Raw genomic sequence first — 13,039 nt, 5'->3', positions numbered from 1 at the left:
GTATCCCCTTAAAAAAATGTGATCTTGAAATTTATTTCATGCAGACTGTCAGAAAGCAGTTAAAGAAGGTCGGTCATTGCTTTCTCCGCCTCTTTACCTTCCGGGAACTCCTCTTTTGAGAACGAAGCTGCTGCAGTGCCATTTTTAAGCAATACAAAATAGCTTCCAAGCTTTACCGCCTGTCTTACGCTGTGAGATACCATCACTATGGAATATCTGTTTTTCAGGGAGAGAAGATGGTCCTCGATCAGTTCCGAAGACCTCTTATCCAGTGAGGCGGTGGGTTCATCAAGTAGCAGCATCTCGGGTTCAAGAGCCAGAGCCCTTGCAAGACAGAGTCTTTGCTGCTGTCCCCCGGATAACCGGTTAGCAGGTGTGTCAAGCCTGTCTCTGACTTCATTCCACAAACCTGTTGTTTTTAGCGCCGTTTCCATTTTTTCTTCAGCAACGGATTTCCCTGATCCCAACATGAGCTCCAACGGCAGCATAATGTTCCTTCGTATGCTCAGCGGAAGAGGATTAGGTGTCTGAAAGACCATCCCTACTTTTCTCCGCAACTCAGTCGGGGTCAATGTGCCTGAAGAATATATGTTCTTCATTTGGCCTCCCAGAAACAAACGTATGCTCCCGGATCCTTCGTATCCGTCAAAAGTTTCATTGAGCCTGTTCAAAGCCCTTAAAAATGTTGTCTTCCCGGAACCGGAGCGGCCGATAAGAACGGTTATGCCTTCTGACGGCAAGCTAGCATTTATTTCGGTGACAGCTTTTCTGCCGTGAAATGATACTGATAAATTTTGTATTTCCGCGCAAAGATCCATTATTTTGCTCCTTTCCAGCGTTTTTCCATCGTTCGTTGAAGTTTTGATGCAGCATAAAGGAGTCCTGCAGAAAGGACGAGGAGGACCATTGCAGCTCCAAATCCTCTAAGGAGTTCATTCTGGTCTACATATTGAGCGGCAGTATAGAAAATAAGGAAAGGCAAAGCTTCGAACTTGGAACCGAGTCCGGCAGGCAGTCCGGAATTTACGACCACTCCAGTGAGCATGATAACTGCCGTATCTTCAGCGGCCCGTCCCATCGCAAGCATGATCCCGCCAAGTATCCCCCTGCCGGCCGCCGGGATCAGAATATGCCGAAGCAGCTGATGTTCCGTAAATCCAAGTGCTGTTCCTGTAATTACAAGAGACTCCGGCAGGCTCTCTATTGATGTCCGTGTGGTTACGACAAGTGCAGGCATCACAAGCAAAGCAAGACAGAATGCCGCAAGACTGATGCATGTGGTCGCGTCAGGTGCAAAAGTTCGTCTGAGTAAGAGGATCAGCACAAACCCAAAAAGCCCCATAACAATAGAAGGGACGCTGGCCAAAAGATCCACTGCCATAGAAAGCATCTCTTTCTTTTTCCCCTTTGCGTAGCGGGCAAGGTATATTCCGCACCCTATCCCGGGAATAAGTGAAACAGCCATTGTCAGGGCTATAAGATACAAAGTTCCGGCAAAAGCCGGCCATATACCGTCCCAGACAGGGCGCGCGCCGATTATCGCATCGATTGGATCTGTCTCCCCGAAGAAGAGCCCTGCGTCAAGAACAGGCGTACCGTGGTAGAAAAGAAATCCAATCAGCATCATAAAAGAACCAATGACAAAGAATGCAGATATAAAGGCAAGAAACCGCAGCAGTTTTACCCTCATCATAGTGACTTCCTACTCAGCAGACGGAACAGTATGTTGGCAGAAATGCTGACAAACAGCAGTATCCCGCCTGCTACAAAAAGCGAAAGATATGCCGTTCCCCCAACATCGGAAGAGAGGACGAGCCCGATGTGGGCCGTAAGGGTCCTCATTGCGTCCAGCGGCGTATTTGCGTACTGAACCGCATTTCCTGCAAGCATAGTTGGAATGAGGGTGTCACCTGCAGCCCGGCCGAAACCGAGAAGTGCTGAAGACAATATCCACTGTCTGGAAGCAGGAAGGACGACCATCGCGATGTTTTGTTCCCTGGTGAATCCAAGTGCTGCCGATGTCAGCCTGGTCTCAGATTCTATAGTCCGGAAGGCGCTGTCCATCGAAAGCACCATAGTAGGCATTATAAGAAGGCTTAGCACAATGGAGGCTGTCAGCCAGGAAAACCCTGAGCCTCCAAGGCCGTTTCTGATGAGTGGGACAAGCAGGAAAACAGATGCGAAACCATAAACAACCGTTGGTATTGCCGTCATGATCCTCAATATCCTGGCCAATAACCTTGCTGTCCATTTGGGTCCATAACCATGAATAAAACAACAGCATCCGACTGAAAATGCCCAACCAATGACCAGTGATGAAACGGAAAGAAGTCCGCTTGCCCAGATCATTGGCATGATCCCGAATTGTCCTCCTTCAGGATCCCATACAGAACCGAACAGTGAAGGACCGCTCTTGAACAATCCATCTAGAGCGCAAACAGTAATAAAGACAAAAAGGGCTGACATGAGAGAAGAGACATATACAGCCGATGCTTTTAACCAAAGAGGAATGTTTTTATTTTCGTTCAATTGTCTATCCTGATTTTGTTGGGAGGAGAGGATACTCTCCCCCCACTCACACTTTACTTCTTTGCCGGCAGCGGTATGTATCCGCTGTCTTTTGTTATCTCGGTGCCTTCAGGACTGAATATGTAGTCGATAAAGAGTTTCGTAAGTCCCTGGGGCTCGCCCTTGGTGTTCATGTAAAGGTTGCGGGTCACTTTGTATTTGCCGTTAGCGGCGTTTTCCTGGGTTGGTACAGTTCCGTCAAATTTAGGAGCTTTCACTGATTTATCAATGTGTCCGATCCCGACATACCCGATCGCACGTTTGTCCTGTGCAACAGCAGTCTTCATGGCTCCGTTGGAACTGACTACGTTTACAGAAGGAGCAAGCTCTCCCTTATTTATCGCTTTCTCGGTGAAAACTTCCCTTGTACCGCTTCCGTCTTCCCGTCCAAAGACATTGATCGCCCCCGGTTCGCCGCCAAGTTCTTTCCAGTCTTTTATTTTTCCGGCATAAATATCAATGACCTGCCGGCTTGTCAGGGAATCAATCTTGTTGCCGGGATTAATTACGACGGCCACGCCGTCAATAGCAAAGGCAAAGGAGACCAGTCCATACTTTGATATCTCATCTTCCTTTAAGGCGCGTCCGGTGTTCCCTATCGTCACAAGCCCTTCACCGACCTGTTTGACTCCAACTCCCGAACCTCCCCCGGCAACAGTTATGCGAATGTCCGGGTTAACAGACATGATCCTTTTTGCCGCTTCCTTCATTACAGGTATGTGGGCAGTTCCTCCGGCGATGTCAAGATTACCTTTCTGGCCTTTAAAGGCATCAAGGGGTGCCGCTATTGCAGAGGAGGCTGCTATCAGCATTATCGTCAGTGCCATTGAAACGATCATTTTTTTCATAGTTCAGTTACATCTCCTTATTTTTTAGTTAAATTATGGGGATACAGGCAGATCACACATATGCACGAAAATACTCCTGAAGCCACAAAAGGGCTCCGGAAGTACTTTGTCAGTAATCCGCGGCAGTGAATCAGCTTTTTGGGGAATTATGAGTTTGGAAGTTTACTGCCTTGTAAAGGAGAAAAAGGCAGCTGACCCGGAGGCTGAATGTGCAGCAAATTGGTAACGCATCCCGTGCATTATTTTATAGGAAACAGATCATGTGTATGCCACAGTACGCCACCGCCTTCCGGGAAAATCTATAATCATTACAGGTTTATTAATATCACACCAAGAGTTGTTTTTGTCAAGGCACAAGTCGCAGTGCACAAGTCGCAGTGTGTCTACTGCAAAGTACGGTGCTTGTTTTGCCCGCCTTTGCCGATATTGATCTACTTCGCAGGATTTACAAGGAGGCGATAGAAAGTGATAAAAGCAAGAGGAATATGTGTGCACTTCAGCTGCTCATGCTGACATTCGCAAGACCGAAAAACTTCCGCTTCGCACAGTGGTAAGAGTTTAGCCTTGACCGGAAGGTATGGCTGACCCCTTCGAAAAGGTCCGACAAACAGGCTGATCACGTGGATGTCATTAACAACGTTTCTAATAATTTACTCAGCTTTTACGAAACGTATATATTTTATAAACATCGTTTTGATAGACTTACATCAACATTATAGAGAGCAGGGTGGGAAAATCGATTGACAACGAACTGTGCCGAAATAACAGATGAGCTGAAAAATTCGCTTGACTACATCATAAAAAACGAAGAGATAAGGACAGTTTTTCAACCAATAATATCACTGAGAGACGGCGATATCCTCGGGCATGAAGCACTGAGCAGGGTAACGTGTGAAAGTGAAATAAAAGATCCGGAGATGCTTTTTCTTGCTGCTGAAAAGTACAACCGGCTGTGGGAGCTTGAAATGCTCTGCAGAAAAAAGGCCCTGGAGGCTGCGTTCGAATTCATGATACCTCCCTACAGTAAAAAACTCTTTATAAACGTAAACCCCAACATAATAAATTACGAAACATACAAAAAGGGTTTCACGAAATCCTTCCTTGCACAACACGATATCGCATCGGAAAATGTCATTTTTGAGATCACCGAAAGAAACGTGATTATGGATCTAAGAGGCTTCCTTGCAACGATCAACAACTATAAAAGCCAGAATTTCAAAATAGCCATAGATGACGGAGGTGCAGGATATTCCGGTCTCAATCTTATCAGTGATGTCCGGCCGAACTATCTCAAGCTTGATATGAAACTGATCCGCAATATAAATTCAGACAGGATGAAATATGCTCTTGTAAAAGGCATGGTGGAATTCTCAAAAGAATCCAATGTTTCTCTTATAGCCGAAGGGATAGAAACATATGAGGAAATGGACACACTGGTCAGCCTCGACGTGCCATATGGCCAAGGATACATTATACAGAGACCGGACGCTCAGATACGGGAAATCGAACATGACGTTCTGCAGACTCTCAGAACTATTAACCTGAAGAAGAACCATATTATGCAGAATACCGTTTCCAGTCTTTATATCAAGAATCTTTCGACCTATGCCGAAACTGTCTCACCGAACGAGCTCATATCGAATGTTTATGATATGTTCAGGCTTGACCAGGGTCGTTTTGGAGTATGTGTGGTTGAAGATGGTTATCCTGTCGGAATAATATCGCGTGAAAAACTGGCGATAAAGCTGAGCGGTCAATACGGCTTCACTCTCAACGCAAGAAGACCGGTATATGAGATCATGGACCGGGATTTCCTTTCCGCGGACCACGAAACTCCTGTCAGTACAGTATCTTCCACCTCGATGTCGAGGCCAAACGATAAAATATATGATTTCATTGTTATCACTGAAGAAGGCAAGTACTCTGGCGTCGTTACTGTAAAAGAACTGCTTCTGAAGACAACTGAACTGGAAGTATCAACAGCAAAAAATCAGAATCCTTTAACCGGCCTTCCCGGAAACCAGATCATAGAGAGGAAGCTTGACCGGGCTATATCTTGCCAGGATAGGTACAGTGTGGCTTACATCGATATCGACAACTTTAAGGCATACAATGATGTTTATGGGTTTGAAAAGGGCGATCTGGTGATAAAGCTCCTTGCTGATAAGCTTTCGTCAGCCTTGCCTGAGAGCGAATTTCTTGGACACATAGGCGGAGACGACTTCCTTGTCATATTAAGTGACCATACAGACGAATCCTTTTTTCATGACCTTATAAACGATTTCGAGCATGAGGTCCTGGCCCTTTACGATCAGGCGGCTGTAGAGCGCGGATTTATCATTACCTGCAACAGAAAGGGAGAGATCGAAGAGTTTCCGTTGATGACCATTACGGTTGTCGCGATCAACAATAACGGCCGTAATTTTACAGATAGGTTTGAACTGACGGAGGAACTTGCCTCCCTTAAGAAGAAGGCAAAGGATAGTAAGTCCAAGAAGCTTGTAAAAACAGAAAAATACGTTTCAACGTTTATTTAAAGTCTGAATGTCTACACCAGCCCAAGATATTTTTCAAAGAATTCCATCAGCTTGTCGATGATGGTCTGCTTCTTTGCAGCTCTCTTTCCACCACTGAACCTTGAAACCGGCGGCATGATTTTGTCGATGTCTGTGCCTGTCGTCTTCAGCGCACCGTCGCGGAAAGAGTTATCAATGAATTTTTTCGTCTCTTCCTGCTTAAGCATTTCTTCGCTGATCAGGGCTGCAAGATCTGCTTCTTTCTGCTCATGGACATATCTTCGCCAGTCCTCCTCCACCAAAGTGGAAGCATTGACGGTCTCGATGAAATCTTCGATCAGCTTTTTCTTGCTCCGCAGCTGGAAGCTGGAGCCGATGGCCTTGTCTATCGAAACGAGGATGCTCTTGTCTTCACAGTTCGATTCATGGAACTTTGCGACGAGCATAAGGATGTAGTCGATGTTTATTTCGACCTGCCGGATCAGCTCAATTTCAAAAATAATATCATCGTTGATCTTTTCTTTATCTGCGTTCTTATCTTTTGTGAACTCCTGATAAAGGTCGATATATAGGCTCTGATAATCCTGAAACTGTCGGTTCGAAAGGATCTCGTTGCTGTGGAATTGATCAAATGACACCAAGATATTCTTAAGCCGGAGGATAGCCCCTAACAATCGGATAAATTCCTTCTGGTTCTGTTCCCCGTTAATCGCCTGTCCCAGCGGGAATGTCTGGCTCAACTCTGCAATAAGCTCAGCATAGCCCGGCTGATGTTTACCTTCTTCATCAAAACCGTAATAGTAGGCCTCGTAGCCTTTAAGCAGGACAAGCCCTTTGGCATCCTTGTCTCCAAAAAGGGCTATGGCTTTATCTGTCTCTTCCTGTAGATCACGGAAACAGACAATATTACCGAAAGTCTTGACAGAGTTCAGTATGCGGTTGGTACGGGAAAAGGCCTGTATTAGTCCATGCTGCCTGAGGTTTTTGTCCACCCAAAGGGTGTTAAGGGTCGTCGCGTCAAAACCGGTCAGGAACATATTGACAACGACCAAAAGGTCCACCTCGCGCCGTTTGATTCGTAGAGAGAGGTCTTTATAATAATTCTCAAATTTTTGTGAGGATGTGTCAAAATTTACCTTGAAATCGACATTATAATCCTGTATCGCAGATTCCAGAAAGTCTCGGGAGGACTGATCCAGGCTGTCAGTATCAAACCCCTCATCCGGGAATACGTCCTCGGGGTCAGCTTCATTTGCGCTGTAGCTGAAGATGGTGGCGATATTGAGCTTGCGTCCGCGCTCTGCGAGCTGCTTCTTGAGTTCTGTGTAATATTTTTTCGCCACAGGGATCGAGCTTACTGCCAGAATGGAGTTGAAACCTGATACGCGCTGTCCCTGAAGAGAATAGAAGCTGTTTCGTTTGGTCTTCTGGTCAAAGTGATCGATAATATAGGAAACAACGTCACGTATCCTTACAGGGTCGGCCATGGCGTTTTCCCTGTCTATCGACGACACTTTTTTATCCTTAACGTTTTCCTTCATCTTTACTGTATTGATGTAGTCGATGCGGAAGGGCAGGACATTCTGATCGTTAATGGCATCCACTATCGTGTAGGTATGCAGTTTGTCGCCAAAGGCCTGAGGCGTAGTTCTTAAAAGCGGATTTCCTCCGTTTCCGGCATTGGCTGCGAAGATCGGTGTCCCGGTAAAACCGAACAGATGGTAATTCCTGAAAGATTTTACGATTTTATTGTGCATGTCTCCAAACTGGGAACGATGACATTCGTCAAAGATAATGACAACATGCTTCCTGAAAACATCCTGCTCTTTGTTCCTGGATACGAAGACATCGAGCTTCTGGATGGTGGTGATTATGATATGCGAAGAGGAGTCCTCAAGCTGTTTTTGCAGTATTTTTGTTGATGTATTGCTGTTTGCGGCGCCCTTCTGGAACTTATCGTATTCTTTCATCGTCTGGTAGTCGAGGTCCTTACGATCAACAACAAACAGCACCTTGTCGACATAAGGTAAAACTGAGGCGATCTGGGCAGTTTTAAAAGAGGTTAGAGTCTTGCCGCTGCCAGTAGTGTGCCAGATATACCCGCCTGCTTCAATTGTGCCGTTTTTTTTGTAGTTATTTGATATTTCTATCCGCGATAATATCCGCTCTGTCGCTACTATCTGATAGGGACGCATGACGAGCAGGAGGTTTTCAGAAGTAAATACACAGTATTTTGTGAGTATGTTCAGCAGCGCATGCCTGGCCATAAATGTCTTGGTAAAGTCGGTCAGGTCTGCAATGGTTTTGTTGTTTCCATCCGCCCAGTATGAAGTGAACTCAAAGCTGTTGCTGGTCTTCTTGCTGCTCTTGCTGCTGTCTGCACTGCCTGATTCCTTTATATGGCTTGAACGTGTTGTATTTGAGTAATATTTGGTATGTGTGCCGTTTGAGATAATAAATATTTGTATATACTCATAAAGACCGCTTGACGCCCAGAAGCTTTCCCGCTGGTAGCGCTTGATCTGGTTAAAGGCTTCCCTGATGGCGACTCCCCTGCGTTTCAGTTCTGTGTGGACAAGTGGAAGACCGTTTACAAGGATAGTAACGTCATACCTACTGTCGTGTGCTCCCTCTGATTCTTCGTACTGGTTTATTACCTGCAGCTTGTTGTTATGGATGTTTTTTTTGTCTATCAGGTAAATGTTCTTTGTCGAACCGTCATCACGGTGCAGGATCTGCACGTGATCCTCCTGTATCTTGCGGGTCTTTTCTATAATACCTTCGTTGCTTCTGGCGATGCACTCCGAGAAAAACCTTCTCCATTCAGCATCGGAGAAGTCATAGCCGTTGAGGAGCTCCAACTGCTTTCTGAGGTTCGATATCAGGGCGGCTTCATTATTAAAACTCAGGTATTCATATCCCTGAGCCTCGAGCAGGCAAATAAACTCGCGCTCGAGAGCAGCCTCCCCCTGATAAGCCGCTGCTACCCTGCTTTCGGGCTTATACTCTGAAACTACAGTATATTCCGCCGTTTCCGCAACGATATTGAATAGACTCATGCGACCTTCTCCTTGAACGTCAAAATCCGGTCCCTGTAATATTCATATTGCTTGCGCCGAGCTTCGATTTCGGCAGGCAGACCGCTCGTCAAATCATTGCAGAGCGTGTCGAAGCGGTCGAGAATGGCGATAACTAGCTTTTGTTCATCAATCGAAGGAATATCAATGCTAATGTTTGCTAAATCTGATGCATTTACTGATGGCGTACCACCTTCGTTTTTATACTGTAATATTTTATCGTTAAAGCAAGATAAATAGTGGTAAAGATAGCGATTCAACAATACATCAGTGTTCTTGCTTTTAATCCGGTAGCATAGGGGACCAAGCCAAAATGAATTCTTTTGATATCCAACAAAGCCTATGCCTCCTTGTCCACGGGACGGTGTTGTAACAGTATCTCCCTCACAATTGAAAGCTCTTGCATACCCTGAATTTGTAGTGCCTGCATTGATATATTCGAACTTATCTTTTTCTGCAAAAATCTCTTTTGGCTTACTTCCCGTTTTAAGAGTAGCCACTTCTTCCAATTTTGTTACAAAAATAGTAATAGGTTGAGATAAAAGCGACTTTTTATAATACTCATACTGCTTTTTTCTGGCTGTAAGCTCCGCTGTAAGCTCCGCTGTAAGCTCCGTGAAATTGTCCAGTATCCGGACAATTTCACACTGAACTGGCAGCGGCGGGAGAGGGATCAAGATTGTACTAATTGCCGGAACGCTTGAGTGTACTACCTTGCTCTTAACTTTACCTTTGCTCTTCTGTTTCTGTGCATCCGTTGTCGATAGTACATAAGAAAGATATTTAGGATCTTGATTATGCTTGAGGACAACGATGTCGCCCCCCGCCAAACATTTATCCGCTCCAACATACACACATGATTTCGCTATTTCTTCGACACTTTCACCAGTAATGGCAAACAGAATGTCACCATATTCAAAATACTTCTTGTTGGTTATAGTATCTTCGTTAGTGAACGAAAGACATTTTTCAAACCAAATACCATATGTTGTATAAATTTCACCATAACGTACACAGGGAGTCCCTGTTTGTGTAACTTGATCTCTTGTAATGCCTGAGCCACGATAAATATCTGTGGCTATATCTCCAAGGGTTTTGTACTCCACTCCATCTGGACAAAGCTCATTGATCAGTTCTTCCAATTTACTCATCCGTTTCGTCCCTCTTCTCCAAGAGTCGCTTAACTTCCTTGTCAAAATCGGAAAGGATCTTTTGGGTCTTGTTGAATGACTCGTATTCTTTCTCCGCTTTTGCGACAGCAAGCTGCTTAGAAACAGTCCCTTTATCTTTCAGGATCTCATATTTCCTGAAGGATAGAAATTCATTGATACTCGCGGAAAATTCTTCCATCGTAAAGGTGTTTTCCCGTTCGATCAGATCTTCTATGTAGTCAAAATAGCCGGCAACGGTCCTTTCCAGCTGCCGAATCTGCTTTTCGTTCAAATAGTTCTTTGCAACCATGACATCCGATTTCAGAATGCGGCCTTCAGGTGCATGTTTCCATGTAGTCAGTCCCATGTTCTCCTGATTGCAGTCGGCCCTGGAATAAACGATTTCTGCAGCGGTTTGTCCTGTGATTGCATAGTGGAACTTATTTTGCACCATGGCGTAGAAGTCCAGTGTTACTTGAGAGTTTTTCTTATAGTCGATACTGCACTCTGCGAATATATCTGTGATCTGCTGCCAGATCCTGCGTTCGCTGGCACGGATGGAACGAACGCGCTCTAAGAGTTCTCTGAAATAGTCTTTTCCAAAGGCTGTTTTGCCTTGTTTCAGACGTTCGTCATCGAGAGCAAATCCTTTTGTCATATACTCTTTCAGTACTCCGGTAGCCCAAATACGGAAATGGGTTGCTCTTATTGAATTCACACGATAGCCAACAGAGATAATTGCGTCAAGGCTGTAAAACTGAGCATTTTGGGTCTGAGTTTTATCTGGTATCGCTCCATGAGGAGTGGTTATTTCCATTTTGGAAACTACCACTGCTTCATCCAGTTCACCTTTATCGAATATATTCTTCAAGTGCTTACTGATTGCAGGTGTTTGGACACCAAATAATTCTGCCATTCCTTTTTGTGTCAGCCAGACAGTCTCATCTTTTATGATAGCGTTTATCGATACATCTTCGTTTGCAGAACGGTAAACCAGAAACTGAAATTCCCTGTTCATGCACCCACCTCTATTTCTGCGATGATTTTATTAATCTCATCACGCAAGGTCTGCTCTCTCGCCACTATCTCCTCGATATCTGCATTGAGCTTAGTAATGTTTATCACTTCACGTGTATCCTTCTGTTCTACGTACGTGGAAACGGAAAGGTTGTAATCCTGTGCGGCAATATCCTTATTGGGAACCAATACTGCGATGTGGTCGCTTTCAGCCCTTTTTGTGTAGAGATCAAGTATCGTCCCGATATTCTCCTGCGTCAGCTTGTTGCTGTTGGTGACCTTGACGCACTCTTTGGAGGCATCGATAAAGAGAGTACTGTTTTCGGACTTAGCCTTCTTCAGTACCATGATGCAGGTGGCAATACTGGTGCCGAAAAACAGATTGCCCGGCAGCTGTATCACACAGTCCACGTAATTGTTGTCTATCAGGTACTTGCGGATCTTTTGCTCTGCTCCCCCCCTGTACATTATGCCGGGGAAGCATACGATAGCCGCAGTTCCGCTGGTGGCGAGCCATGCCAGACTGTGCATTATAAATGCCAGATCAGCCTTTGATTTCGGTGCCAGCACCCCTGCAGGAGAAAATCTAGGATCATTTATCAGCAGAGGATTTGCATCTCCATCCCATCTTATTGAATATGGCGGGTTAGAGACAATGGCCTCAAAGGGCTCATCATCCCAGTGCAGAGGGTCGGTCAAGGTATCTCCAAGCCCAATGTCAAACTTGTCGAAGTCAATATCATGCAGGAACATGTTGATCCTGCAGAGGTTATATGTTGTAATGTTGATCTCTTGCCCGTAGAAACCCTGTCTGACATTTTCCTTGCCAAGAATTTTGGCAAATTTTAGAAGCAGGGAACCTGAACCGCATGCCGGGTCATAGACCTTGTTTACCTCAGTTTTTCCCACAAGGGCAATTCGTGTCAAAAGTTCGCTTACTTCCTGCGGCGTATAATATTCGCCGCCGCTTTTGCCTGCGTTGGAAGCGTACATTCCCATAAGGAATTCATAGGCATCGCCAAAAGCATCGATAGTGTTGTCTCTGTAATCACCCAGCTTCATCTCACCCACGCCAATCATGAGCTTGACGATCTTTTCATTGCGCTTGGCTACTGTGCCCCCAAGTTTGTTGCTGTTTACGTCTATATCATCGAACAGGCCTTTAAAGTCGTCTTCGCTGGGGCTTCCCTGGGCGGAACTTTCAATATTGCGGAATACTTTCTCCATTGTTTCGTTGAGATTTTCATCTGCTGACGCTCTTTTTCTTAGATTTTGGAAAAGCTCGCTTGGCAGGATAAAAAAGCCTTTAGTCTGCACCAGATCCGCACGGGCGTCCTCCGCTTCATTGTCCGAAATTTCTGTGTAATTAAAACCGGTATTTCCGGTCTCATGTTCGCCGCGGTTGATGTAGTCGGTAAGGTTTTCCGATATGTATCTGTAAAAAAGCATTCCAAGAACATATTGTTTGAAGTCCCATCCATCTACGCTGCCTCTGAGGTCGTTGGCAATGCTCCATATTGTGCGGTGTAGCTCAGCCCGTTCCTGTTCTTTTCTGTTGTCAGCCATTTTCTGCTTCCTCTCGGAATCTATTCTATAATTTTTTTGTTTTTCTAAATGTCTGTATTGGATGCAGAACCGCTTATAACAGCCTCTGCAAATTTTTCTTTTAAGTTTTATCGATTGGCAGTTTGTAACATGTAGTGAAATGGCAAGTAACAGCATCAAAAATATTGTCTTCATAAATTATGCTTAATCGTATCATAAATCTAAAAAAATAATAACAATGTTTAATAATGATCATCTTTTATATTCAGCTCTCCTGCATGCTTGATTTTTATGCTTGTTTCGAAGTTATTTGCAGC

General features: G+C 44.9%; 9 protein-coding genes. 1 reads left to right on the top strand and 8 read right to left on the bottom strand.

Going from position 1 to position 13,039, the window contains the following annotated elements; genetic code table 11:
- Window positions 1–59: 59 nt before the first annotated feature.
- The 4 genes from CVV54_00370 to CVV54_00355 are packed head-to-tail and all read right to left on the bottom strand — an operon-like array spanning window position 60 to window position 3,416.
- Window positions 60–818, bottom strand: a complete 759-nt coding sequence (locus CVV54_00370; protein ID PKL05317.1) for a phosphate ABC transporter ATP-binding protein — start codon at window positions 816–818, stop codon at window positions 60–62.
- Window positions 818–1,690, bottom strand: a complete 873-nt coding sequence (locus CVV54_00365) for a phosphate ABC transporter permease (protein PKL05316.1) — start codon at window positions 1,688–1,690, stop codon at window positions 818–820. Before CVV54_00365 ends, CVV54_00370 begins: the two co-directional genes overlap by 1 nt.
- Entirely contained in the window at window positions 1,690–2,529 is an 840-nt protein-coding gene (locus tag CVV54_00360) for an ABC transporter permease (protein PKL05315.1), read from the bottom strand. Before CVV54_00360 ends, CVV54_00365 begins: the two co-directional genes overlap by 1 nt.
- A gap of 53 nt (window positions 2,530–2,582) precedes the next feature.
- Window positions 2,583–3,416: a phosphate-binding protein gene (locus CVV54_00355; GenBank protein ID PKL05314.1), complete on the bottom strand. Its 834-nt coding sequence runs from the start codon at window positions 3,414–3,416 to the stop codon at window positions 2,583–2,585.
- Between the two features lie 761 nt (window positions 3,417–4,177).
- Here CVV54_00355 and CVV54_00350 point away from each other — a divergent pair.
- A complete protein-coding gene (locus tag CVV54_00350) occupies window positions 4,178–5,953 on the top strand; it encodes a diguanylate cyclase (GenBank protein ID PKL05606.1) in 1,776 nt (591 codons plus the stop codon).
- Window positions 5,954–5,964: 11 nt separating this feature from the next.
- Here CVV54_00350 and CVV54_00345 read toward each other — a convergent pair whose 3' ends face one another.
- The 4 genes from CVV54_00345 to CVV54_00330 are packed head-to-tail and all read right to left on the bottom strand — an operon-like array spanning window position 5,965 to window position 12,743.
- Entirely contained in the window at window positions 5,965–8,991 is a 3,027-nt protein-coding gene (locus CVV54_00345; GenBank protein PKL05313.1) for a DEAD/DEAH box helicase, read from the bottom strand.
- Entirely contained in the window at window positions 8,988–10,160 is a 1,173-nt protein-coding gene (locus tag CVV54_00340) for a restriction endonuclease subunit S (GenBank protein PKL05312.1), read from the bottom strand. The genes CVV54_00345 and CVV54_00340 overlap by 4 nt, the downstream gene beginning before the upstream one ends.
- Window positions 10,153–11,178, bottom strand: coding sequence for a cell filamentation protein Fic (locus tag CVV54_00335; GenBank protein ID PKL05311.1), 1,026 nt, complete (start codon window positions 11,176–11,178; stop codon window positions 10,153–10,155). Before CVV54_00335 ends, CVV54_00340 begins: the two co-directional genes overlap by 8 nt.
- On the bottom strand, window positions 11,175–12,743 hold the full coding sequence (locus CVV54_00330; protein ID PKL05310.1) for a type I restriction-modification system subunit M: 1,569 nt from the start codon (window positions 12,741–12,743) through the stop codon (window positions 11,175–11,177). Before CVV54_00330 ends, CVV54_00335 begins: the two co-directional genes overlap by 4 nt.
- Between the last annotated feature and the right edge of the window lie 296 nt (window positions 12,744–13,039).

The sequence above is a fragment of the Synergistetes bacterium HGW-Synergistetes-1 genome, assembly GCA_002839185.1.
Taxonomy (GTDB): Bacteria; Synergistota; Synergistia; order Synergistales; family Synergistaceae; genus Caenicola.
Note: the sequence above shows the minus strand (reverse complement) of the source record. Positions and strands in the feature narration are given on the sequence as shown.